Origin of the sequence: Sulfitobacter maritimus, assembly GCF_013346665.1 — a bacterium.
Lineage (GTDB): Bacteria > Pseudomonadota > Alphaproteobacteria > Rhodobacterales > Rhodobacteraceae > Sulfitobacter > Sulfitobacter maritimus.
The window spans coordinates 1-20,147 of the sequence record NZ_JABVBB010000034.1 but is presented as its reverse complement, the minus strand read 5'-3'; the positions used below and the strand labels follow the sequence as shown (position 1 = coordinate 20,147).

Here is a 20,147-nt window from a genome sequence, read left to right as displayed (position 1 = left end):
TGAGGTTTTGCGAAGGTCGTCAAGCCGCCGCGCAAAACTCAAGGACAGACGGCCGCAAGACGCGCCCCCTGCCCCTCTCATTCGTTGGTTACTTATCGAGGATATTCGCGATCGCGCCGCGTACTTCTTCGATCTTGCCCAGACCATTTACACCGCGCAGCATATCTTTGGCATAGTAATAGCCAATCAGCGGCGAGGTCTGTTTGTAATAGGCCATCAGACGCGTCTTGAGGCTTTCTTCATTGTCGTCCGCCCGACGCTTAAATTCGGTGCCCCCGCAGTTGGTGCATTTGCCATCTTCGGGAATCGGCTTGGTCAGGTCGTTGTAGACCTCACCGCAGTTTGCGCAGGTGGAGCGGGCGGTGATGCGGGCAACGAGCGCTTCGTCGTCGACCTTCATCTCGATCACGGCATCAAGGGTCTGACCTTCATCGGCCATCAACTCTGCCAGCGCATCAGCCTGCGCCAAGGTGCGGGGGAAGCCGTCAAAGATAAAACCACCATGCTCGGCCTTGTCTGTGAGCTTTTCGCGGATCAGACCGATCACGATCTCATCCGTCACCAAGGCACCGCGATCCATGACATCAGCCACGATCTTGCCCATCTCCGTGCCGCTGTCTTTTGCTTCACGCAGCATGTCGCCCGTAGAGAGCTGTACCATGTTGCGTGTTTCGACCAAATGACGTGCTTGTGTGCCTTTGCCTGCGCCCGGAGGCCCGAGTAGAATAATGTTCATCGACGTACGGGGCTCCGTTTCTTGCGTGTACCTTTACCTTTGCCTGCACCCTTACCGCGCAATTGCGATTTTTCAAGCAGACCTTCGTATTGATGCGCGAGCAAGTGGCTCTGCACCTGCTGGATGGTGTCCATCGTCACCGACACGACGATCAGCACTGATGTACCGCCGAAGTAGAAGGGAATGGCGAACTGGCCGCGCAGGATTTCCGGCAGAACACAGACGGCCGCGAGGTAGGCCGAGCCCAGCACGAGAACGCGGTTCACGACATACTCGAGATACTCAGCGGTGCGCTTACCGGGACGGATGCCGGGGACAAAGCCGTTCTGGTTCTTCAGGTTGTCGGCCACATCATCCGGTTTGAAGCTAACGTTGAACGTATAGAAATACGCGAAGAAAACGATCATCGCCACGAAGAACAGCAAGTACAGCGGCTGACCGGGGCCAAAGTTCGCCAAGAGCCATGACATGACCGGGCTGGTGGAGTTGCCCGAGAAGGTGCTGACGGTGACCGGGAGCAGCAGCAAGGACGAAGCAAAGATCGCCGGGATCACGCCTGCGGGGTTCACCTTGACCGGCAGGTGCGACGTGCCGCCGTCATACATCTTCATGCCGACCTGACGGCGGGGGTATTGAATGTGAATCTTTCGCAGAGCGCGTTCCATGAAGACCACGAACATGATCGTCGCAATCACCATGACCAGCACACCCACGATGACCGCAGGGCTGATTGCACCGGACCGACCCGAAGCAAAGAACTGTGCAATTGCTGCGGGAACCTCGGCGATGATGCCGACGAAAATGATGAGCGAGATGCCGTTGCCGATGCCGCGTGCAGTGATCTGCTCACCCAGCCACATCAGGAACATGGTGCCGCCCACAAGCGTGATCATACAGGCCGCGATAAAGCCAAAGCCCATCTGGCCATCAGCGACAATGTCACCGGCCTGAAGGCTGACCGCAAGGCCGTAAGACTGCAATGTCGCGAGCGCCACGGTGCCATAGCGCGTGTACTGGTTGATCTTTTTGCGGCCCTGTTCGCCCTCTTTCTTCAACTGTTCCAGCGCCGGAACCATGGAGGTCAGCAGCTGAACGATGATCGAGGCCGAGATATAGGGCATGATGCCCAGAGCAAAGATCCCCATGCGGCCAAGCGCACCGCCGGTAAACATCGAGACCATGCCGCCGATGCCTTGGCCCGCGCTTTCCATAAAGTCGCGCAAGGCGCCACCGTCGATGCCGGGCACCGGGATGAAGGTGCCAAGGCGGTAAACGATGAGCAGCCCGAGTGTGAACAGGATCCGATTGCGCAGGTCAGTTGCCTTGCCCAATGCGGCCCAGCTCGTGTTTGCGGCCATGTTTTCGACGGCAGATACCATGAGGGGTCTCTTCTTTTGTTGCGAAAACGCCGCCCAGAGCCGTTTTCCGGCGGGCGGCGTTCGGGAAAACTTGAGGTTATGTAAGCGGCTGGCGCGCCGCTCACAAGCCTTAAGGCCGCTTTACTCGGCTGCCTCAGCAGCCTTCGGAGCCGCCACGGTCACCTTGCCGCCTGCCTTCTCGACCGCTTCGATCGCGGACTTGGAAGCGCCAGCGACGTTCAGGTCGATTTTGGAGGTGATGTCACCTTTGGCCAGAACGCGGATACCGTCCAGCTCACGACGCACCAGACCCGAAGCCACGAGCGCCGCACCGTCAATGGTGTTGCCAGCGTCCAGCTTCTTGGCGTCAATGAATTTCTGGATCAGGCCCAGGTTCACAACAGCGAAAGACTTGCGGTTCGGCTTGTTGAAGCCACGCTTGGGCAGACGCTGATAGATCGGCATCTGGCCGCCTTCAAAGCCCTTGATCGCCACGCCAGAACGGGACTTCTGACCTTTGATACCACGGCCACCCATTTTACCCTTGCCAGAGCCGGGGCCACGGCCAACACGCATACGCTTCTTGGCTGCGCCTTCGTTGTCGGAAAGTTCGTGCAGTTTCATGTCGCTTCTCCTTCTGCCGGAAATGGCCCCCAGCGACGGGAGTGGCCAAACGCGGCGTTTCGATTCCATTGCGACCCATCACGGGCCACCGGGGGCGTATAAGGGATGGCGGAAGGCGTGACAAGGGGGTGGCGGCACGTGGTAGGCTGCGCGGGGGTTCTTGCCGCCCCGGAGGGCGATCGTCTGCCCGTGGGATGGCGATCCCACCAGTGGTCCATGCCACTTTATGGTGTAGCGATGACGCGCTCTTGCAGAGTTGCATCGAACCTCGACAAATCGCCCCCCGTGGGGCGGGCAGGCGATGGGCCGGCGCCTTCGGCTTGTTTCCGGACCGGCTGTGCTTCAAAACGCCGCACCCTGCCCCACAACGCAAAACGCCCCGCAGTGTCCTGCGAGGCGTCTTTGTAGAGCGGTCATCGCCCTACCGCTGAACCTTAGGTTCAGCCTTTCTCTTCGACGATCTCGACCATGTGCGAGATCTTGTTGATCATGCCGCGAACGGAAGGTGTATCTTCCACTTCACGGGTACGACCCATTTTGTTCAGACCCAGGCCAACCAAAGTTGCCTTTTGCTTGGCGGGGCGGCGGATCGGCGAGCCGACCTGCTTGATTACGATTGTCTTGGCCATGCTTATGCCTCCTCAGCCACTTGTGCGGAGGACGCTACGTTGTCATCACGCTTGGGCAGAATGTCAGCCACTTTCTTGCCGCGACGCTGCGCGACGGAACGGGGCGATTGCTCTTTTCTCAGACCGTCCAAAGTGGCGCGGATCATGTTGTAGGGGTTCTGCGACCCGACCGACTTGGACACAACGTCCTTCACACCAAGCATCTCGAACACGGCGCGCATCGGACCACCGGCGATGATACCGGTACCTTCAGGCGCTGTACGCATGATGACTTTGCCGGCGCCGTGGCGGCCGTGCATGTCATGGTGCAGCGTACGACCTTCGCGCAGTTGCACGCGGATCATCTGACGCTTGGCTTGCTCAGTCGCCTTGCGGATGGCCTCGGGTACTTCTTTCGCTTTACCCTTACCAAAGCCGACGCGGCCTTTCTGATCGCCCACGACCACAAGTGCGGCAAAGCCGAAACGCTTACCACCCTTAACGGTCTTGGACACGCGGTTGATCGCGACCAGACGGTCAGCGAATTCCGGGGTCTCGTCGCGCTGGTTGCGGCGGTTGCCCCCACGGTTGTCATCTCTTGCCATCTGGCATCTTCCTTTTTCTATGGCCTCAGCGGCCCTTAGGATCAATCCTAGTGAGCTTGCGGCCCCCGGATCATCGAGAGGGCCAGCGTGGCCCTCTTCGCAGGAAAGGTGCATGCATGGCACACACCCTACGTCGTGATGGTGGGTGCGTGGTTGCCCACGCACCGCACAATCAGATTTTCAGACCGCCTTCGCGAGCCGCTTCGGCCAAAGCTTTCACTTTGCCGTGGAACAGGAAACCGCCACGGTCGAAGTAAGCTTCTTCCACGCCGGCTTTCTTGGCACGTTCGGCAATCGCTGCGCCGACCTTGGTCGCCGCTTCGATGTTGTTTTTGCCAACCACGCCCAGATCCTTCTCCATGGTGGAGGCGGAAGCCAGTGTCACGCCGTTCACATCGTCGATCAGCTGAGCCGAGATGTTTTTGGACGAACGGTGCACCGACAGGCGCATGCGCCCGGCGTTCACTTTGCGGAGTTTGTTCCGAACGCGCATGCGGCGTTTCAGGAACAGCTGTCTTTTGGTGTTTGCCATCTTTCCGTTCCTTACTTCTTCTTGCCTTCTTTGCGGAACACGAACTCACCCTTGTAGCGGATGCCTTTGCCCTTATAGGGCTCGGGCTTGCGCCAAGCGCGGATGTTCGCAGCGACCTGACCAACAAGCTGTTCGTCAATGCCTTCCACAACGATTTCGGTCTGCTTCGGTGCTGTCACGGTGACGCCCTCGGGGGCCACATAGTCAACATCGTGGCTGAGGCCGAGGTTCAGTTTCAGCGTGTTGCCATTGATGGCCGCACGATAACCAACACCTTGGATCTCAAGCTCTTTCTTAAAGCCTGTCGAGACGCCGGTCACCAGGTTTTCAATCATGGTGCGGGACATGCCCCACTGCTGACGGGCGCGCTTGGACTTGCCACGCGGTGTCACAGTGATTGCATCGTCTTCGACCGTCAGCGTTACATCGTCAGTCGCGCGGAAGCTGCGGGTACCCTTGGGACCTTTCACTTCGATCGTCTGACCGCTTACCTCTGCCGAAACGCCCGAAGGAATGGCGACAGGTTTCTTACCAATACGAGACATGGTCTACTCCTTAGAATACGGTGCAGAGCACTTCGCCGCCAACATTGGCAGAACGTGCAGACGCGTCCGACATCACACCCTTGGAGGTGGAGACAATCGACACACCGAGGCCCTGACGGACAACAGGAATGTCATTGACGGCCATGTAAACGCGACGACCGGGTTTGGAGACCCGCTTCAATTCGCGAATGACAGGCTCGCCCTCGTAGTACTTCAGGCTGATTTCAAGCGCGGGGTGGCCATCGGCGCCCGTCACTTTTTCGTAGCCGCGGATGTAGCCTTCGTCGGCCAGCACGTCCAACACCCATGCACGCAGCTTGGAAGCCGGTGTCACAACTGTGGATTTGCCGCGCAGCGAAGAGTTACGGATGCGTGTCAGCATATCTGCGATAGGATCATTCATCTGATGCGCTCCTTACCAGCTCGACTTGACCATGCCGGGGATCTGGCCCGAAGAGCCCAAGTCCCGCAGCGCGATCCGCGACATTTTCAGTTTACGATAGTAAGCGTGCGGACGGCCCGTCAGCTGGCAACGGTTGTGCAGACGCACAGCAGAGCTGTTGCGCGGCAGTTTCGCCAGTTTCAGGGAAGCGCGGAAACGCTCTTCCATCGGTTTGCTTTCGTCGCTCACGATCTCTTTCAGAGCCGCGCGCTTCTCAGCGTACTTCTTCACCAGTGCTTCGCGCTTCTTCTCGCGCTCGATCATGGATTTTTTAGCCATTTTTAATCCTTCCCGCGCTTATGAATTGAAGGGCATGTTGAAAGCTTTCAACAGCGCCTTGGCTTCAGCGTCGGTTTTCGCCGTGGTGGCGATCACGATGTCCATACCCCAAGTCTCGTCAACTTTGTCGAAGTCGATTTCGGGGAACACGATATGCTCTTTCAAGCCCATGGCGTAGTTGCCACGGCCGTCAAAGCTCTTGCCCGGAATGCCGCGGAAGTCGCGGATACGGGGCATTGCGATCGTGATCAGACGGTCAAGGAATTCGTACATGCGGTCACCGCGCAGGGTCACTTTCGCACCCAGCGGCATTTCTTCACGCACGCGGAAACCAGCGATGGATTTCTTGGCAACGGTTGTCAGCGCCTTCTGGCCTGCAATCGTGGTCAAGTCTTCCTGAGCCGACTTGGCTTTCTTGCTGTCGCGCACGGCTTCGGCACCACAGCCAATGTTCAGAACGATCTTATCCAGCTTAGGGATCATCATGTCGTTCTTGTAGCCGAACTCCTCTTTCAGGGCGGCGCGGATCTTCTCGCGGTACTCGACCTGAAGGCGGGGTGTGTAGGTTGCGGTATCAAGCATCGATCACGTCCCCCGTGGTCTTGGCAAAGCGCACTTTCTTGTCGCCTTCAATTTTGAAACCCACGCGGGTGGCTTTGCCATTGGCATCCACCAGTGCGAGGTTGCTCAGGTCAATCGGCATCGCCTTGGGGATGCGGCCGCCCTGAGATGTCTGTGTCTGGCGCGTGGCGCGGATGGCGATTTTCACGCCGTCAACGATGGCCTTGTTCGACTTAGGGTCAACGGACGAGATGGTGCCCGTCTTGCCCTTGTCCTTGCCGGACAGCACGATGACCTTGTCACCTTTGCGAAGTTTAGCAGCCATGATTACAGCACCTCCGGAGCGAGCGAGATGATTTTCATGAAGTTCTTCGCACGCAGCTCACGAACAACCGGCCCGAAGATACGGGTGCCGACAGGCTCGTTGTTGTTATTCAGGATAACAGCAGCGTTGCGATCGAAGCGAATGGCGGTGCCATCTTCACGACGAACTTCTTTGGCGGTGCGAACGACGACGGCCTTGCGGACGTCACCCTTTTTCACACGACCGCGAGGGATGGCTTCTTTAACCGACACGACAATGATGTCGCCGACGGAAGCGTATTTACGCTTGGAACCACCCAGGACCTTGATGCACTGAACACGGCGCGCGCCACTGTTGTCAGCAACATCCAGGTTGGTCTGCATCTGGATCATTTGGTTTCTCCCGACCTTCTGGGGGGCGATGCGGCCCTAATCCCAGGGTTTCGTTAAAGGGGCTTAGGCTTCGGCTTTGTCCGAAGTCAAAACTTCCCAACGTTTGGTTTTCGACTTGGGGGCACATTCGATGATGCGCACAGTGTCGCCCACCTTGAACGTGTTGTTCTCATCGTGAGCCCGGTACTTCTTGGACTTACGGATGGTCTTTTTCAGAACCGGATGCGTAAAGCGACGCTCTACGGATACGGAAACTGTTTGTGCGTTGGCGTCCGATGTCACGGTGCCTGTAAGGATACGCTTGGGCATGTTTCAGGCTCCTATTATTCGGCTGCCGCAGCAGCGGCTTTCTGGTTCAGCACGGTGTGGACACGGGCCACGTCACGCTTAACAGTCTTCAGACGTGCGGGGTTTTCGAGCTGGCCGGTGGCCTGCTGGAAGCGCAAGTTAAAAGATTCTTTTTTCAGGTTCACAAGTTCGTCGCGGAGCTGGTCCGGCGTCTTGTCGTGCAGTTCGCTGGCTTTCACGGCCTCTTCCTTTCAACATCACCAGTAGGCCCCTGTCAGGGTGACCATGATTCTGGTGGAGTTCATGATGAAAGGTGCCAATACGCGCTGAGGTCACACAAGGCAACCCCCGTTGGCCGGCATCCGCGCTTTTGGCGCAAATAGGCTGGCGATAAGGGTATGTTCGGCGTATGACGGGCCCATGTCAAACATCAAATCGCTTTTCGCCACCCGCCTCTATCACGCCGCCCTGTCGGACCACGGCAAACCCATCGACACCGATGAACTGGCCGCCTCCTGCTTCTCGATCGCTGAGGATGACGAGGCCGGTCAGGATTGGTGCGAGGAGAACGGCTATGCGGGCTACACGTCTTATGCCTCGCTCGATGACCTGCCCTACCGCTTCCCGATCTTCAAGGATCTGGTCGCAGTGCTCGACAAACATGTCGCCGCCTTCGCCAAAGATCTCGGATTCGATCTCGGCGACCGCAAGCTGGTGTTGGACTCGCTGTGGCTGAACATCCTGCCTGAAGGCGGCATTCACACCTCGCATATCCATCCCCATTCGGTGATCTCCGGCACGACCTATGTGACCATGCCCGAAGGCGCCAGCGCGATCCGCTTTGAAGACCCGCGCCTCCCGATGATGATGGCGGCCCCCGGTCGGGTGAAGGAGGCGCGTGAGGAGTTACGGCCCTTTATCTACGTGGCGCCTGAGGCTGGGGATGTTCTGCTGTGGGAAAGCTGGCTGCGGCATGAGGTGCCGATGAATATGATCGAGGAAGATCGGGTATCGGTGAGTTTCAACTACAACTGGGCATAATATCTTGAGGCTGCGATTGGGGTAAGGTGCCGTTGAGGGCACTAGCCTAGCATTATTCAATGTTTGTCACGAGGGCCATTGCCTGCCCGCAGGTCGGCGATCCGCCGCGGCTTGCCTCTTTATAGGTCAACCTTGATGTGTGCTCCCAATGTCGCGTCAGGCCTCACAAAATCGCCTACCCGCCGCATCAAAGCTGCGTTTATAATTTAGGGTTCGCCTCCGGCAAGACGCGGGCAAACGATGGCCCGGCGTCGGCGGCCTGATCCTGGGACTGTTCCTACTTCTTCGCCTTCTTTGCCGCCTCTTCCTGAGCTTTGACCGCCGCTTTCTCTTCTTTCGTCAGCTTATTGCCCCACTGATTGTTACTCAGTCCCAAATCGGAGGGCATCGGCTTGGTCTTACCCTTCTTCACCTCGCCACCCTTATCGAGAAAAGCGCGGATCAAGTCTGCGTCGGTATTGGGCTTCGGGACGTGCTTCATAGGACTGGGCCTTTCCTGCCGCGAGATAAGAACCCGCTAGCGCCTGTCGAACATGATAGCCAGCGCATGTGCCATGGCGCGTCTTGTCGGGTGCAGGTTTTTGCTAGAGGCTCATATACTCGCATCACTTATTATAGAATTCCCGCATATGTTTACCCCCCTTGTTTTACTCATCGGCTCCTTCGTTTTCACCATTGCAGCATCGATGTTCCCCAACCTACAGGACTTTATGCTACTCGGCGTCCCCTGCGTTATCGCCAGTGCAGTCCTCCTCCTGCGGGCTTTGCGCCGCTCTAAACAGGACCGGAAGAAGTTTATCATCGTTGATGGCTCCAACGTCATGCATTGGAAGACCGGCGCGCCCGATATCCGCGCGGTGCGCGAAGTTGTCGATGAACTGCGGCTGCGCGGCTATGCGCCGGGCGTCGTCTTCGACGCGAACGCAGGCTACCTGCTTGCTGGTCGCTACCAGCATGACAAAGCCTTTGGCTGTCAGCTTGATCTCCCGGTGGATCAGGTGATGGTCGTGCCAAAAGGCAACCCGGCCGATCCATACATCTTACAGTCGGCACGCGATTATGGGGGGCCGATCGTCAGTCGGGATCAGTTCCGCGATTGGGTCGAGGCGCATCCGGAAATCCGCGAACCGGGGCATCTGGTCAAAGGCGGCTACCGCAATGGCAAGCTGTGGCTCGACATTAAGACTGAAGCTATGACCTGACAAAGCAAAACCCCCACCGATCACTCGGCGGGGGTTCTTTTCATTTCGCAATCACCCCTTTCGGGGCGACGGGCTTACCAGTCCTCGCGGACCACGACCCGGGTCTTGATCGGCAGCTTCATGGCTGCCAGACGCAGGGCTTCGCGTGCCACGTCTTCGCCGACACCGTCGATCTCGAACATGATGCGGCCCGGCTTGACCTTGGCTGCCCAGAAGTCGACGGAACCTTTACCCTTACCCATACGAACTTCGACGGGCTTGGAGGTGACCGGTACGTCCGGGAAGATGCGGATCCAGACACGGCCCTGACGCTTCATGTGACGCGTCATGGCGCGGCGTGCCGCTTCGATTTGACGGGCTGTAACCCGCTCCGGCTGCAGTGCCTTCAGGCCGTAGGTGCCAAAGTTCAGGTCAGACCCGCCCTTTGCCAGACCCTTGATCGAGCCCTTAAACTGCTTGCGGAATTTAGTACGCTTTGGTTGAAGCATTTCTCATTCCCCCTTAGCGACGACCGCCGGCACCGCGAGGTGCTGGGCCGTCTTGGAGTTCCTGTGCCTTACGGTCACGCGCGGCGGGGTCGTGTTCCATGATCTCGCCTTTAAAGATCCATGTCTTGATCCCGATGATGCCGTAAGCGGTGGCCGCTTCGACATGTGCGTAATCGATGTCGGCACGCAATGTGTGCAGCGGCACGCGACCCTCACGGTACCATTCGGTACGCGCGATTTCGGCCCCACCAAGACGACCCGCGAGGTTCACGCGGATGCCCAGTGCGCCCATGCGCATGGCGTTCTGCACGGCACGTTTCATGGCGCGGCGGAAAGACACCCGGCGCTCCAGCTGCTGTGCAATGCTCTCACCAACCAGATGTGCGTCCAGCTCGGGCTTGCGGATCTCAACGATGTTGAGGTGCAGTTCCGACTTGGTCATCTTGGCGATCTTCTGGCGCAGCGTCTCGATGTCCGCGCCTTTCTTGCCGATGATGACACCGGGGCGTGCAGTGTGGATCGTGACGCGGCACTTCTTGTGCGGACGCTCGATGATCACACGGGCAACACCGGCCTGGTGGCACTCTTTCTTGATGAAGTCGCGGATTGCGAGGTCTTCGAGCAGAAGATCACCGTAATCCTTGGTGTCGGCGTACCAGCGGCTATCCCAGGTGCGGTTCACCTGAAGACGCATACCGATCGGATTGACTTTGTTACCCATCAGGCTTGCTCCTCAACTTGACGCACTTTGATCGTGATCTCGGCAAACGGCTTGATGATCTTGCCGAACCGACCACGGGCCCGCGGGCGACCGCGCTTCATGGTCAGGTTCTTACCGACATAGGCCTCGGCCACGATGAGTTCATCGACGTCCAGGTTGTGGTTGTTCTCGGCGTTGGCAATCGCGGACTGAAGGCATTTCTTCACGTCCTGCGCGACCCGCTTCTTGGAGAAGGTGAGGTCGGTCAACGCTTTGTCCACGGACTTGCCACGGATCAGAGCTGCAACCAGGTTCAGTTTCTGCGGGCTGGTGCGAAGCATGCGCAGTTTTGCCATTGCTTCGTTGTCTGCCACGCGGCGGGGATTCTTATCCTTGCTCATGGCTTATTTCCGCTTCGCTTTTTTGTCGGCGGCATGACCGTAGTAGGTCCGAGTCGGGGAGTACTCACCGAACTTCTGACCGATCATGTCTTCGCTGACGTTAACAGGGATGTGCTTATGACCGTTGTACACGCCAAACGTCAGGCCCACGAACTGGGGCAGGATCGTGCTGCGGCGCGACCAGATCTTGATCACTTCGTTACGGCCGCCCTCGCGGGAAGCCTCTGCCTTTTTGAGGACATAAGAGTCAACAAAAGGACCTTTCCATACTGAACGAGCCATTGATTAACGCCCCTTCTTCTTGGCGTGACGCGAGCGGATGATAAGCTTGCTGGACGCTTTGTTCTTGTTGCGGGTCTTGGCACCCTTCGTCGGCTTGCCCCAAGGGGTAACCGGGTGACGACCACCAGAGGTCCGGCCTTCACCACCACCGTGCGGGTGGTCGATCGGGTTCATCACCACACCACGCACAGAAGGACGGATGCCCTTGTGACGCATGCGGCCCGCTTTACCGTAGTTCTGGTTCGAGTTGTCGGGGTTGGACACGGCACCGACGGTGGCCATGCATTCCTGGCGCACGAGACGCAGCTCGCCCGAGCTCAGACGGATCTGAGCGTAGCCACCGTCACGACCCACGAACTGGGCGTAGGTGCCGGCGGCACGTGCGATCTGACCGCCCTTGCCGGGCTTCATCTCGATGTTGTGGACGATCGTACCGATCGGCATGCCCGAGAAAGGCATCGCGTTACCGGGCTTGATGTCCACTTTGGCGCCGGCGATGATCTTGTCGCCGATGGCCAGACGCTGGGGGGCCAGGATGTAGGCCTGCTCGCCGTCTTCGTACTGGATCAGTGCGATGAAAGCGGTCCGGTTGGGGTCATATTCGATCCGCGCGACAACAGCGGACATGTCCAGCTTGTTACGCTTGAAATCAACGATACGGTAGAGGCGCTTTGCACCACCACCTGTACGACGCATTGTGATTCGTCCGGTGTTGTTCCGACCGCCAGATTTGGTCAAACCCTGAGTAAGGGCTTTGACCGGGCGGCCTTTCCACAGCTCCGAACGGTCGATCAGTACCAGTCCACGCTGGCCTGGCGTCGTCGGTTTGTACGACTTGAGTGCCATGTTCTCTGTCTTCCGTTTGCTTGGCACGCCCGCATCAAGACGAAGGCGCGTTGGTTGTAGGGCCCCGAAGGTCCCCTGTAGGAGTGGCGGCGGGCGGTAATTTCTCGCGAAATTGACATCCCAACCACCGGGATCGTTCAAATAGCCAAACCCCGCACGAATCCGGGGTCTGAGCCGATGGGGTCTGATAGGGGGGAAGCTGCGGGGGGTCAAGCGGTAAGGGAGAGATGTTTTGCCCCCTGTGCCGAAGCCTGCCAACTCCTCTGCCCTCCCTGCCCTATCAGCCAGTGCAAAGAAAAAGGGCGCATCGCAACCGATACGCCCCTTTCCGCAATTATCACATCAGCGCCTTACGGCACCCGACCGGCTTATGCCAGTGCGAGGTTCGTCGCGCTCTCGCGGCCATCACGGCCGGATTCGATGTCGAAGGTCACTTTCTGGTTGTCGTCCAGACCTGTCAGGCCGGCGCGCTCAACGGCAGAGATGTGCACGAACACATCGCTGTTGCCGCCCTCGGGCGCGATAAAACCAAAACCTTTAGTTGCGTTGAACCATTTGACGGTGCCATTGGCCATCGTCGTACTCCTAAATAAAACTGCCCGCGGAATGCGGCAGATCGGCTAAGTCAGTGAAAGATCGTCAGACTGAGCCGTAAGGAGCAGAATAATCGATAGTGTAGTAACGTCGCAGGCTCTGTATCGCTACAGCGGGCGCACAAAGCAAGACAATTGATTGGTGTATAGCAACTTGGTGGCGGTTTCCCGCCGCCGGGTGGCAACGCATCCTGTCAATAACGAAAAGAAGGCGCCGAAGCGCCTTCTCTCATTTACTCACAAGAAACTTGTTTTGAGTTTAGTCGAGGCCGATGCTTTCGGCCAGACGCATACCAGGATCAAGGATCTGCACTTCGGCTTCGTTGAACTCTGGCATGCTCTCCAGACGCTCTTCGGTGACACCGGGTACGATCACTTCGTCTTCACGCATGATCAGTTTCTCAACTGGGATGGCAACTTCGTTTTCGCCCATACCAAGGAAACCACCAACACCGATGATTGCAACAACGGTGTCGCCACGCACGCCGATGAAGTCGATCTCGCCTACGTCTTCACCGTTCTCGGTGGCAACGCTGCGACCGGTCAGTTCTTCGGCGGTCAGGTTAAAGATCGGCAGGCGCTGAACGTTTTCCTGATAGCGGGCACGGTCTTCTTCGGCCATATTGCCTTGCTCGTCAGCGTTAAAGTCTTCCATCAGCACACGAGCTTGCTCTTGCTCTACGTTGACTTCAGCTTCTTCAGACCCTTCGATCTGAACCTCGGGCGCGTCAGCTTCCTCAACCACCACATTCGCATCTTCGCTCTGCTCAACGTTAACGTTGGCTTCTTCCTGCTGGACGTTCACCTTCGCATCATTGGATTCAGCGACGTTCACATCTGCTTCCGCCTGCTCAACAGTGACCCGCGGCTCGGCTTCTTCGATGGTGATTTTGGGCTCAGGGCGCACGAACTTCACGACGGGCTCTGGCTGCTCCAGATCGACAATCGGCTCACCTGTGTCAACGTCTACCTGCGGCTTCGGCACTTGAACAGTTACAACAGGCTCGGGGATACGCACAGTCACCTGTGGCTGCGCCTGCTCAACGGTGATGATAGGGGCTTGCTGTTGTACGCGTACAGTCGGCTCTGGCACCTGCACGGTGACTTCGGGCTGCGCTTGCTCAACAGTCACAACAGGCGCTTCCTGCGAAACGTTTACATCAGGCTCCGGCACCTTCACGTCGACGTTGGCGTCTTCCTGCTCGACGACAACTTGACCGCCCGCGACATTGGCAGTGGTCGCCGCATCAGAGTCAACTTCAACCTCTGCATTCGCGTCGGCAGCGCTGTTTTCCATTTCAGCGTCTGCTTCAGCGTTCCGCTCAATTGTCTGCTCAACGTCTTCGGTCGCGTCCTGTGCCAGTACTGGTGCCGCGGCGAAAAGAGCGACAGCAGATACGCCAGCCATAAGTGCTTTAGAATTGATCATAAGGTTTCTCCCATAAGTGAACTTGTGAAGCGGTCGCCCGCCCCTTCTTCCATGGGGGAACAACAGGCAAATTCCCGCTCTGTTCCAAAGAAAAACTACCTATTTTCTCGGAACTTTTGTGCGGCTCGCTGCATGGCGGTTTAGGCTCCACCGCACGAACGCATAAACCGCGAAATTGTCCCATCCTCCAAACGACAACAGCCCCCGCAAAAACGGGGGCTGCAACATCGCTACGGCTTTGAAGTTATTCTCAGACTGCTTGCCGCGCCTGCGCGAAGGACAAAAGCCTTTTGGTATTCTCATCCCAAAGATGCAGCCGCGCGTTGGCAAGGCTTTCGCGAATGGTCATGCGATTGCCCTCGGCCAAAGGCGCATGATCACGCAGCACCTCAGGCAAACGATAGAAGGGAATACGGCTGTAGAGGTGATGCACATGGTGGATGCCGATATTCGCGCTGAGCCACTGCAAAGGCCGCGGTAGGATATAGTGCGAAGAGCCGTGGAAGGCGGCGTCATGCAGATCCCAGTTCTGGTTCTCTTCCCAATGGGTCGTCTCAAACTGGTGCTGAACGTAAAACAGCCACATCCCTGCCGTTGCCGCCAGAAGGGTGCTGGGCACGAAAATCAGCAGGATCGGCATGATGCCACCAAAGTAAAAGATCACCGCCAGCGCCACCAAGATCGAGGCGTTCGTCCCCATGGCGCTCAGCCAATACCGCGCCTTGGCCATCAGCCCGATCGGCAACCGGTTCTGCAAGAAGAACAGATAGCTCGGCCCCAAACCAAACAACACGATGGGATTGCGGTAAAGCCGGTAGTGCAGCCGCCCAAGCGGCCCCATGGCACGGTATTCTGCCACGGTGAGCGTATGAACATCGCCAATGCCGCGCCGCCCGAGGTTGCCAGCCGAGGAATGGTGGATCGAATGTGTGCGGCGCCAGACGTCATATGGCGTCAGCGTCAAAACCCCCAGAATACGCCCCACCCAATCGCTGGTCCGGCGACTGTTAAAGAAGGCCGCATGGCCGCAATCGTGCTGGATCGCGAAAAGCCGCAGCAGGAAACCCGCGTTGACGATGGATATGCCAAGCGCCAGCCAGCCGCTGACCGAAAGCGCCCACCAAGCCAGCGCCCAGAGCAAAAGGAAGGGGCCAAGCGTGACCGCCAGTTCAAAACTGCTGCGCCAAGTGTTCGGCTCGCGGTAACGGGCCAGCACTCGGACCCAGTCGCGCGCGTTCGACACGTCCGAAGGCGCGTCAGGGGATACATTTTTGTGGGACATCTATCTGCTTTTTATCGTTGTCTGTAGCCTTGTAGAGGAATGTACGCAGCAAGCAACTTATCCCTTGAGTATTAAAGACGGGTTTTCGCCCATGCGGCTATAAATAGCCGGTATATGACCGACGGGGATAATTGATCTGACCGGCTGCCGGACTTAAGCTTGCACATGCCCTTGCCCAACCCGCCCTTCCAGAGTGATGCCGTTGAACGCACATTCGCGGCCTTCCCGACCAGGGTGCGCCCCGGCTTACTGGAAATCCGCCAACTGATTTTCGAGGTGGCAGAGGCCGAAAACGTGGGCCCCATCGAAGAGACCCTGAAATGGGGCCAACCAGCCTATCTCACCTCAGAAAGCAAATCTGGCACCCCCCTGCGACTGGGGCCGTCAAAAGTAGGTGGCTATGCTCTGTTCGTGCACTGCCAAACAACCCTGATTTCAGACGCGCGTGCGGTTTTTGCTGATGCATTCACCTATGAGGGCAACCGCGCCGTGCTCTTCGATGCGCAGACTCAAATCGCCAAAACCCCCTTGCCGCTCCTGATCGCTCAGGCGCTGACCTACCACCGCCGAAACAAAAAAGGCCCCCGCTAAGCGGAGGCCCTTCTTAAATCTTTTACAGAAACTTACAGCCCGGTGGAGACGTCGATTGTGTTGCCCTCTTCGAGCGTCACATAAGCCTTTTTCACGTCCTTACGGCGGCCCATCTGGCCCCGGAAACGCTTGACCTTGCCTTTGGTGATGGACGTGTTCACGGCCTTCACCTTGACGTTAAAGAGCGCCTCAACGGCCTCTTTGATCATGGGCTTGTTGCTTTCAATCGCCACTTCGAAAACGACAGCGTTCTGTTCGGACGCCATGGTTGCTTTCTCGGTGATGATCGGCTTGCGAATCACGTCGTAGTGTTCATGCTTGGCGCTCATTTCAGGCGTGCCTCCAATGCTTCGATCCCCGCTTTGGTGATCACCAGAGTGTCACGCTTGAGGATGTCATAGACGTTTGCGCCCATCGACGGCAGGATATCCAAACCTTCGATGTTGCGTGCGGCCTGTGCGAAGTTCTCGTTGACCGAAGCGCCATCGATGACCAGCGCGCGCTTCCAACCCAGGTTAGACACCTGCTTGGCCAATGCGGCTGTTTTGCCTTCGGACGTTGCTTCGTCGATGATGACCAAAGAACCGGCTTTTGCTTTGGCGGACAGCGCGTGACGCAGGCCCAGCTTGCGGAACTTCTTGGTCAGCTCGTGGCCGTGGCTACGCGGGGTGGGACCTTTGTAGATACCACCCTTACGGAAGATCGGCGCGTTCCGGTCACCGTGGCGTGCGCCGCCGGTGCCTTTTTGGCGATAGATCTTCTTGGTCGAGTAGCTGGTCTCGGACCGTGTCTTGACCTTGTGCGTACCCTGCTGCGCGTTGTTACGCTGCCAGCGCACGACGCGGTGCAGGATGTCGGCACGCGGCTCCAGGCCGAACAGGGCTTCGTCCAGGTCTACGGACCCGGCGTTGCCACCGTCGAGTTTGATGACATCGAGTTTCATGCGTCACCTTCTTTCTTGTCAGCGTCGGCATCGGAATTGTCGGCATCCGAACCTTCAGCTGCGATTTCAGCTTCTGCGGCTTTCAGCGCTTCGGCTTCCTGTGCGGCTTGCTCTTCGGCCAAACGCTTGGCTTCGGCTTCGGCCTCTGCTGCGGCTGCGGCGGCGGCCTCTTCGGCGGCTTTGGCGGCTTCTTCAGCGGCAGATTTCAGAGCGGCGGGCAGAATCGCGTCTTCGGGGAACGGCTTTTTGACCGCATCCTTGACGGTGACCCAGCCACCTTTGGAGCCAGGAACGGCGCCTTTCACCATGATCAGGCCACGCGCGCTGTCGGTCTTGACGACTTCGAGGTTCTGCGTGGTAACACGGGCAGCGCCCATGTGACCGGCCATTTTCTTACCTTTGAAAACCTTGCCGGGATCCTGACACTGGCCTGTGGAGCCGTGCGAACGGTGGCTGATGGAGACACCGTGTGTCGCCCGCAGACCGCCGAAGTTGTGACGCTTCATCGCACCGGCAAAACCTTTACCGATCGAAGTGCCTGCCACGTCAACATACTGACCTGCAAAGTAATGGTCAGCGGTGATTTCCTCACCCACGTTGATCATCGCATCCGCGTCGACGCGGAACTCAGCAACCTTGCGCTTGGGTTCCACTTTCGCGGCAGCGAAGTGGCCACGCATGGCTTGGCTTGTACGTTTGGCTTTCGCCGTACCGGCACCGAGCTGAACGGCAGTGTAGCCGTCACGGTCTGCGGTGCGCTGTGCGACAACCTGAAGCTTGTCCAACTGGAGAACGGTCACAGGGATCTGCTTGCCGTCTTCCATGAACAGCCGGGTCATGCCGACTTTTTTTGCAATAACGCCTGAGCGCAACATATGATTACCCTCCCAGCTTTACGATTGCAGCTTGATCTCGACGTCCACGCCAGCGGCGAGGTCGAGCTTCATCAGCGCGTCCACGGTCTGGGGGGTCGGATCAATGATATCCAGCAGACGCTTATGCGTGCGGATTTCGAACTGGTCACGGGATTTCTTGTCAACGTGGGGACCACGCAGAACGGTGAATTTCTCGATCTTGTTCGGCAGCGGAATGGGTCCGCGGACCGAAGCGCCTGTGCGCTTGGCGGTGCTAACGATTTCCTGTGTAGAAGAATCGAGCACCCGGTAGTCAAACGCCTTCAGGCGAATGCGGATGTTCTGGCTTGGAGCGGCCATATGCATATCCCTTGTTTTGGGATTTCAACGGATTGGAGGAAGCAGGCTCATCCGGCCCCCTCATCACGCCTTGGTATCAAATCAAACGGGGCGCGTCTGACGCACCCCGGTGATGGGCGTCCTATAGGGGGAATCAGAGCGGGGAGCAAGAGGGTTCTAAAAACCCTCGTGTTTTTAGAACCAGTGCGCAAGGTCATGCCGCTTGCGGCGTGACAGCGCACCCCGCCTGCGTTCAACCACAACCCGTTGGAAAACCAATGCGCGAAGCCATACCGCTCGCGGCGTGCCAGCGTACTCGGTCTGCGTTCATCCACCAACCGCTCCAGTTTGGAAAACCAGTGCACAAAGTCATTGCGTGCGCAGCGTGACAGCGCACCCCGCCCGCGTTCGATCATAACCCGCTCAGTTTTCGAAGCCAGTACAAGGTCATGCCGCTTGCGGCGTGACAGCGCGTGCCCGTTCGCTCACAACCCACCGATTTCTTAGAACCAATGCGCAAAGCCATACCGCTCCCGACGTAGCAATGCACCCCGCCTACATTCAATCACCACCGAACAATACGGCTACTTCCCTGTCTCCTGCGGGCTCCGCAGAACCCCCGTTCCCCACAAAGCAAAAGGCCGCAGCAAACGCTGCGGCCTTTCGTTTTTCCAAGACGGCCCCAAGGGCCGACCGTTCCGATTACTCGGTGATCTTCGACACAACACCCGCGCCAACAGTCCGGCCACCTTCGCGGATCGCGAAACGCAGGCCGTTTTCCATGGCGATCGGTGCGATCAGCTCAACGCCGAAGGACACGTTGTCGCCGGGCATGACCATCTCGGTGCCTTCTGCCAGCTGAACGGTGCCGGTCACGTCAGTTGTACGGAAGTAGAACTGCGGACGGTAGTTCGCGAAGAACGGCGTGTGACGGCCACCTTCCTCTTTGGTGAGGATGTAGGCTTCGGCTTCGAACTTGGTGTGCGGTGTCACGGAGCCGGGCTTGCAGAGAACCTGACCACGCTCAACGCCGTCACGCTCAACGCCGCGCAGCAGGGCGCCGATGTTGTCGCCAGCTTCACCACGGTCCAGCAGCTTGCGGAACATTTCCACACCGGTGCAGGTGGTTTTCTTGGTGTCGCGGATGCCGACGATTTCAATTTCGTCACCAACGTTGATCACGCCACGCTCAACACGGCCTGTCACAACGGTACCGCGACCGGAGATCGAGAACACGTCTTCGACGGGCATCAGGAAGGGCTGGTCCACGGCGCGCTCAGGCGTCGGGATGTACTCGTCCACAGCAGCCATCAGCTTCTTGATCGCTTCTTCGCCGATCTCGGGCTTGTTGCCTTCCATCGCCGCCAGAGCGGAACCTGCAACAACAGGGATGTCGTCGCCGGGGTAGTCGTAGGAGGACAGCAGCTCGCGGATTTCCATTTCCACCAGCTCAAGCAGCTCTTCGTCGTCGACTTGGTCAACTTTGTTCATGAAGACGACCATGGCAGGGATGCCAACCTGACGGCCGAGCAGGATGTGCTCGCGGGTCTGGGGCATCGGGCCGTCGGCCGCGTTCACAACCAGGATCGCGCCGTCCATCTGCGCGGCACCGGTGATCATGTTCTTCACATAGTCAGCGTGGCCAGGGCAGTCGACGTGAGCGTAGTGACGGTTCTCGGTCTCATACTCGACGTGCGCGGTCGAGATGGTGATGCCGCGGGCCTTCTCTTCGGGCGCGCCGTCGATCTGGTCATACGCTTGGAAGTCACCGAAATACTTGGTGATCGCCGCGGTCAGCGTGGTTTTACCGTGGTCAACGTGGCCGATTGTGCCGATGTTGACGTGTGGCTTGTTACGTTCAAACTTTGCCTTTGCCATGGTG

At 58.1% G+C, this 20,147-nt stretch carries 31 protein-coding genes; 3 read left to right on the top strand and 28 right to left on the bottom strand.

Going from position 1 to position 20,147, the window contains the following annotated elements; translation table 11 throughout:
* Positions 1 to 88: 88 nt before the first annotated feature.
* The 14 genes from HTT03_RS10135 to rpmC all read right to left on the bottom strand — a co-directional run bounded on the left by HTT03_RS10135 (position 89) and on the right by rpmC (position 7,513).
* On the bottom strand, positions 89 to 736 hold the full coding sequence (locus tag HTT03_RS10135) for an adenylate kinase (RefSeq protein WP_174859677.1): 648 nt from the start codon (positions 734 to 736) through the stop codon (positions 89 to 91).
* Positions 733 to 2,115, bottom strand: coding sequence for a preprotein translocase subunit SecY (gene secY, locus HTT03_RS10130; RefSeq protein ID WP_174859676.1), 1,383 nt, complete (start codon positions 2,113 to 2,115; stop codon positions 733 to 735). The genes HTT03_RS10135 and secY overlap by 4 nt, the downstream gene beginning before the upstream one ends.
* A 120-nt stretch (positions 2,116 to 2,235) precedes the next feature.
* Positions 2,236 to 2,718: a 50S ribosomal protein L15 gene (gene rplO, locus HTT03_RS10125; protein ID WP_174859675.1), complete on the bottom strand. Its 483-nt coding sequence runs from the start codon at positions 2,716 to 2,718 to the stop codon at positions 2,236 to 2,238.
* A 440-nt stretch (positions 2,719 to 3,158) separates the two neighbouring features.
* Positions 3,159 to 3,347, bottom strand: a complete 189-nt coding sequence (rpmD, locus tag HTT03_RS10120) for a 50S ribosomal protein L30 (protein WP_174859674.1) — start codon at positions 3,345 to 3,347, stop codon at positions 3,159 to 3,161.
* A gap of 2 nt (positions 3,348 to 3,349) precedes the next feature.
* The gene (gene rpsE / locus HTT03_RS10115) at positions 3,350 to 3,931 is read right to left on the bottom strand and encodes a 30S ribosomal protein S5 (RefSeq protein ID WP_174859673.1); all 582 of its coding nucleotides are present in this window, start codon (positions 3,929 to 3,931) and stop codon (positions 3,350 to 3,352) included.
* 172 nt (positions 3,932 to 4,103) lie between these two features.
* Complete coding sequence (gene rplR / locus HTT03_RS10110; protein WP_174859672.1) at positions 4,104 to 4,463, bottom strand: 50S ribosomal protein L18; 360 nt, start codon at positions 4,461 to 4,463, stop codon at positions 4,104 to 4,106.
* Positions 4,464 to 4,474: 11 nt separating this feature from the next.
* Complete coding sequence (gene rplF, locus HTT03_RS10105) at positions 4,475 to 5,008, bottom strand: 50S ribosomal protein L6 (RefSeq protein WP_174859671.1); 534 nt, start codon at positions 5,006 to 5,008, stop codon at positions 4,475 to 4,477.
* Between the two features lie 10 nt (positions 5,009 to 5,018).
* A complete protein-coding gene (rpsH, locus tag HTT03_RS10100) occupies positions 5,019 to 5,411 on the bottom strand; it encodes a 30S ribosomal protein S8 (RefSeq protein ID WP_174859670.1) in 393 nt (130 codons plus the stop codon).
* A gap of 12 nt (positions 5,412 to 5,423) precedes the next feature.
* Positions 5,424 to 5,729, bottom strand: a complete 306-nt coding sequence (gene rpsN, locus HTT03_RS10095; protein ID WP_174859669.1) for a 30S ribosomal protein S14 — start codon at positions 5,727 to 5,729, stop codon at positions 5,424 to 5,426.
* An 18-nt stretch (positions 5,730 to 5,747) separates the two neighbouring features.
* Positions 5,748 to 6,311, bottom strand: coding sequence for a 50S ribosomal protein L5 (gene rplE / locus HTT03_RS10090; protein WP_174859668.1), 564 nt, complete (start codon positions 6,309 to 6,311; stop codon positions 5,748 to 5,750).
* Entirely contained in the window at positions 6,304 to 6,615 is a 312-nt protein-coding gene (gene rplX, locus HTT03_RS10085; protein ID WP_067267981.1) for a 50S ribosomal protein L24, read from the bottom strand. Before rplX ends, rplE begins: the two co-directional genes overlap by 8 nt.
* A 2-nt stretch (positions 6,616 to 6,617) precedes the next feature.
* A complete protein-coding gene (gene rplN / locus HTT03_RS10080) occupies positions 6,618 to 6,986 on the bottom strand; it encodes a 50S ribosomal protein L14 (protein ID WP_005621870.1) in 369 nt (122 codons plus the stop codon).
* A 63-nt stretch (positions 6,987 to 7,049) separates the two neighbouring features.
* Entirely contained in the window at positions 7,050 to 7,295 is a 246-nt protein-coding gene (gene rpsQ, locus HTT03_RS10075) for a 30S ribosomal protein S17 (RefSeq protein ID WP_067267977.1), read from the bottom strand.
* Between the two features lie 14 nt (positions 7,296 to 7,309).
* Positions 7,310 to 7,513, bottom strand: coding sequence for a 50S ribosomal protein L29 (gene rpmC / locus HTT03_RS10070; protein ID WP_007118846.1), 204 nt, complete (start codon positions 7,511 to 7,513; stop codon positions 7,310 to 7,312).
* A gap of 181 nt (positions 7,514 to 7,694) precedes the next feature.
* On the opposite strand from rpmC, the gene HTT03_RS10065 reads away from it, so the two are divergent.
* Positions 7,695 to 8,315 carry a TIGR02466 family protein gene (locus tag HTT03_RS10065; RefSeq protein ID WP_174859667.1) on the top strand — a complete coding sequence of 207 codons (621 nt, stop codon included), beginning with the start codon at positions 7,695 to 7,697 and terminating at the stop codon, positions 8,313 to 8,315.
* A 277-nt stretch (positions 8,316 to 8,592) separates the two neighbouring features.
* Here the strand turns inward: HTT03_RS10065 and HTT03_RS10060 are convergent, their stop codons facing one another.
* Complete coding sequence (locus HTT03_RS10060) at positions 8,593 to 8,796, bottom strand: hypothetical protein (RefSeq protein ID WP_174859666.1); 204 nt, start codon at positions 8,794 to 8,796, stop codon at positions 8,593 to 8,595.
* Positions 8,797 to 8,944: 148 nt separating this feature from the next.
* Between HTT03_RS10060 and HTT03_RS10055 the strand changes: the two genes are divergently transcribed.
* Positions 8,945 to 9,517, top strand: coding sequence for an NYN domain-containing protein (locus tag HTT03_RS10055; protein ID WP_174859665.1), 573 nt, complete (start codon positions 8,945 to 8,947; stop codon positions 9,515 to 9,517).
* Between the two features lie 74 nt (positions 9,518 to 9,591).
* Here the strand turns inward: HTT03_RS10055 and rplP are convergent, their stop codons facing one another.
* The 8 genes from rplP to HTT03_RS10015 form a co-directional block, all read right to left on the bottom strand.
* Positions 9,592 to 10,005 carry a 50S ribosomal protein L16 gene (rplP, locus tag HTT03_RS10050; RefSeq protein WP_007118841.1) on the bottom strand — a complete coding sequence of 138 codons (414 nt, stop codon included), beginning with the start codon at positions 10,003 to 10,005 and terminating at the stop codon, positions 9,592 to 9,594.
* A gap of 13 nt (positions 10,006 to 10,018) precedes the next feature.
* The gene (gene rpsC, locus HTT03_RS10045) at positions 10,019 to 10,726 is read right to left on the bottom strand and encodes a 30S ribosomal protein S3 (protein WP_174859664.1); all 708 of its coding nucleotides are present in this window, start codon (positions 10,724 to 10,726) and stop codon (positions 10,019 to 10,021) included.
* Complete coding sequence (gene rplV / locus HTT03_RS10040) at positions 10,726 to 11,106, bottom strand: 50S ribosomal protein L22 (RefSeq protein WP_067267968.1); 381 nt, start codon at positions 11,104 to 11,106, stop codon at positions 10,726 to 10,728. The genes rpsC and rplV overlap by 1 nt, the downstream gene beginning before the upstream one ends.
* A 3-nt stretch (positions 11,107 to 11,109) precedes the next feature.
* Positions 11,110 to 11,388: a 30S ribosomal protein S19 gene (rpsS, locus tag HTT03_RS10035; RefSeq protein ID WP_007118838.1), complete on the bottom strand. Its 279-nt coding sequence runs from the start codon at positions 11,386 to 11,388 to the stop codon at positions 11,110 to 11,112.
* 3 nt (positions 11,389 to 11,391) lie between these two features.
* On the bottom strand, positions 11,392 to 12,234 hold the full coding sequence (gene rplB / locus HTT03_RS10030) for a 50S ribosomal protein L2 (RefSeq protein WP_067267965.1): 843 nt from the start codon (positions 12,232 to 12,234) through the stop codon (positions 11,392 to 11,394).
* 368 nt (positions 12,235 to 12,602) lie between these two features.
* Positions 12,603 to 12,809, bottom strand: coding sequence for a cold-shock protein (locus HTT03_RS10025; RefSeq protein WP_174859663.1), 207 nt, complete (start codon positions 12,807 to 12,809; stop codon positions 12,603 to 12,605).
* A gap of 277 nt (positions 12,810 to 13,086) precedes the next feature.
* Entirely contained in the window at positions 13,087 to 14,256 is a 1,170-nt protein-coding gene (locus HTT03_RS10020; protein ID WP_174859662.1) for a PRC-barrel domain-containing protein, read from the bottom strand.
* Positions 14,257 to 14,506: 250 nt separating this feature from the next.
* Entirely contained in the window at positions 14,507 to 15,538 is a 1,032-nt protein-coding gene (locus HTT03_RS10015) for a fatty acid desaturase family protein (protein WP_174859661.1), read from the bottom strand.
* A 165-nt stretch (positions 15,539 to 15,703) separates the two neighbouring features.
* Here HTT03_RS10015 and HTT03_RS10010 point away from each other — a divergent pair, with 165 nt between their 5' ends.
* On the top strand, positions 15,704 to 16,129 hold the full coding sequence (locus HTT03_RS10010; protein WP_174859660.1) for a DUF1801 domain-containing protein: 426 nt from the start codon (positions 15,704 to 15,706) through the stop codon (positions 16,127 to 16,129).
* Between the two features lie 32 nt (positions 16,130 to 16,161).
* Here the strand turns inward: HTT03_RS10010 and HTT03_RS10005 are convergent, their stop codons facing one another.
* The 5 genes from HTT03_RS10005 to tuf all read right to left on the bottom strand — a co-directional run bounded on the left by HTT03_RS10005 (position 16,162) and on the right by tuf (position 20,143).
* On the bottom strand, positions 16,162 to 16,458 hold the full coding sequence (locus HTT03_RS10005) for a 50S ribosomal protein L23 (RefSeq protein ID WP_007118833.1): 297 nt from the start codon (positions 16,456 to 16,458) through the stop codon (positions 16,162 to 16,164).
* On the bottom strand, positions 16,455 to 17,072 hold the full coding sequence (rplD, locus tag HTT03_RS10000; protein WP_174859659.1) for a 50S ribosomal protein L4: 618 nt from the start codon (positions 17,070 to 17,072) through the stop codon (positions 16,455 to 16,457). The genes HTT03_RS10005 and rplD overlap by 4 nt, the downstream gene beginning before the upstream one ends.
* Entirely contained in the window at positions 17,069 to 17,947 is an 879-nt protein-coding gene (rplC, locus tag HTT03_RS09995) for a 50S ribosomal protein L3 (protein WP_174859658.1), read from the bottom strand. The genes rplD and rplC overlap by 4 nt, the downstream gene beginning before the upstream one ends.
* Before the next feature lie 18 nt (positions 17,948 to 17,965).
* Positions 17,966 to 18,286, bottom strand: a complete 321-nt coding sequence (gene rpsJ / locus HTT03_RS09990; protein ID WP_093927152.1) for a 30S ribosomal protein S10 — start codon at positions 18,284 to 18,286, stop codon at positions 17,966 to 17,968.
* Positions 18,287 to 18,967: 681 nt separating this feature from the next.
* Positions 18,968 to 20,143 carry an elongation factor Tu gene (gene tuf, locus HTT03_RS09985; RefSeq protein WP_174859657.1) on the bottom strand — a complete coding sequence of 392 codons (1,176 nt, stop codon included), beginning with the start codon at positions 20,141 to 20,143 and terminating at the stop codon, positions 18,968 to 18,970.
* Positions 20,144 to 20,147: the final 4 nt, after the last annotated feature.

Bases quoted from the DNA above. Each gene is read 5' to 3' on its own strand.
- HTT03_RS10135 (WP_174859677.1), bottom strand. From the start codon at position 736: ATGAACATTATTCTACTCGGGCCTCCGGGCGCAGGCAAAGGCACACAA.
- secY (WP_174859676.1), bottom strand. From the start codon at position 2,115: ATGGTATCTGCCGTCGAAAACATGGCCGCAAACACGAGCTGGGCCGCA.
- rplO (WP_174859675.1), bottom strand. From the start codon at position 2,718: ATGAAACTGCACGAACTTTCCGACAACGAAGGCGCAGCCAAGAAGCGT.
- rpmD (WP_174859674.1), bottom strand. From the start codon at position 3,347: ATGGCCAAGACAATCGTAATCAAGCAGGTCGGCTCGCCGATCCGCCGC.
- rpsE (WP_174859673.1), bottom strand. From the start codon at position 3,931: ATGGCAAGAGATGACAACCGTGGGGGCAACCGCCGCAACCAGCGCGAC.
- rplR (WP_174859672.1), bottom strand. From the start codon at position 4,463: ATGGCAAACACCAAAAGACAGCTGTTCCTGAAACGCCGCATGCGCGTT.
- rplF (WP_174859671.1), bottom strand. From the start codon at position 5,008: ATGTCTCGTATTGGTAAGAAACCTGTCGCCATTCCTTCGGGCGTTTCG.
- rpsH (WP_174859670.1), bottom strand. From the start codon at position 5,411: ATGAATGATCCTATCGCAGATATGCTGACACGCATCCGTAACTCTTCG.
- rpsN (WP_174859669.1), bottom strand. From the start codon at position 5,729: ATGGCTAAAAAATCCATGATCGAGCGCGAGAAGAAGCGCGAAGCACTG.
- rplE (WP_174859668.1), bottom strand. From the start codon at position 6,311: ATGCTTGATACCGCAACCTACACACCCCGCCTTCAGGTCGAGTACCGC.
- rplX (WP_067267981.1), bottom strand. From the start codon at position 6,615: ATGGCTGCTAAACTTCGCAAAGGTGACAAGGTCATCGTGCTGTCCGGC.
- rplN (WP_005621870.1), bottom strand. From the start codon at position 6,986: ATGATCCAGATGCAGACCAACCTGGATGTTGCTGACAACAGTGGCGCG.
- rpsQ (WP_067267977.1), bottom strand. From the start codon at position 7,295: ATGCCCAAGCGTATCCTTACAGGCACCGTGACATCGGACGCCAACGCA.
- HTT03_RS10065 (WP_174859667.1), top strand. From the start codon at position 7,695: ATGTCAAACATCAAATCGCTTTTCGCCACCCGCCTCTATCACGCCGCC.
- HTT03_RS10060 (WP_174859666.1), bottom strand. From the start codon at position 8,796: ATGAAGCACGTCCCGAAGCCCAATACCGACGCAGACTTGATCCGCGCT.
- HTT03_RS10055 (WP_174859665.1), top strand. From the start codon at position 8,945: ATGTTTACCCCCCTTGTTTTACTCATCGGCTCCTTCGTTTTCACCATT.
- rplP (WP_007118841.1), bottom strand. From the start codon at position 10,005: ATGCTTCAACCAAAGCGTACTAAATTCCGCAAGCAGTTTAAGGGCTCG.
- rpsC (WP_174859664.1), bottom strand. From the start codon at position 10,726: ATGGGTAACAAAGTCAATCCGATCGGTATGCGTCTTCAGGTGAACCGC.
- rplV (WP_067267968.1), bottom strand. From the start codon at position 11,106: ATGAGCAAGGATAAGAATCCCCGCCGCGTGGCAGACAACGAAGCAATG.
- rpsS (WP_007118838.1), bottom strand. From the start codon at position 11,388: ATGGCTCGTTCAGTATGGAAAGGTCCTTTTGTTGACTCTTATGTCCTC.
- rplB (WP_067267965.1), bottom strand. From the start codon at position 12,234: ATGGCACTCAAGTCGTACAAACCGACGACGCCAGGCCAGCGTGGACTG.
- HTT03_RS10025 (WP_174859663.1), bottom strand. From the start codon at position 12,809: ATGGCCAATGGCACCGTCAAATGGTTCAACGCAACTAAAGGTTTTGGT.
- HTT03_RS10020 (WP_174859662.1), bottom strand. From the start codon at position 14,256: ATGATCAATTCTAAAGCACTTATGGCTGGCGTATCTGCTGTCGCTCTT.
- HTT03_RS10015 (WP_174859661.1), bottom strand. From the start codon at position 15,538: ATGTCCCACAAAAATGTATCCCCTGACGCGCCTTCGGACGTGTCGAAC.
- HTT03_RS10010 (WP_174859660.1), top strand. From the start codon at position 15,704: ATGCCCTTGCCCAACCCGCCCTTCCAGAGTGATGCCGTTGAACGCACA.
- HTT03_RS10005 (WP_007118833.1), bottom strand. From the start codon at position 16,458: ATGAGCGCCAAGCATGAACACTACGACGTGATTCGCAAGCCGATCATC.
- rplD (WP_174859659.1), bottom strand. From the start codon at position 17,072: ATGAAACTCGATGTCATCAAACTCGACGGTGGCAACGCCGGGTCCGTA.
- rplC (WP_174859658.1), bottom strand. From the start codon at position 17,947: ATGTTGCGCTCAGGCGTTATTGCAAAAAAAGTCGGCATGACCCGGCTG.
- rpsJ (WP_093927152.1), bottom strand. From the start codon at position 18,286: ATGGCCGCTCCAAGCCAGAACATCCGCATTCGCCTGAAGGCGTTTGAC.
- tuf (WP_174859657.1), bottom strand. From the start codon at position 20,143: ATGGCAAAGGCAAAGTTTGAACGTAACAAGCCACACGTCAACATCGGC.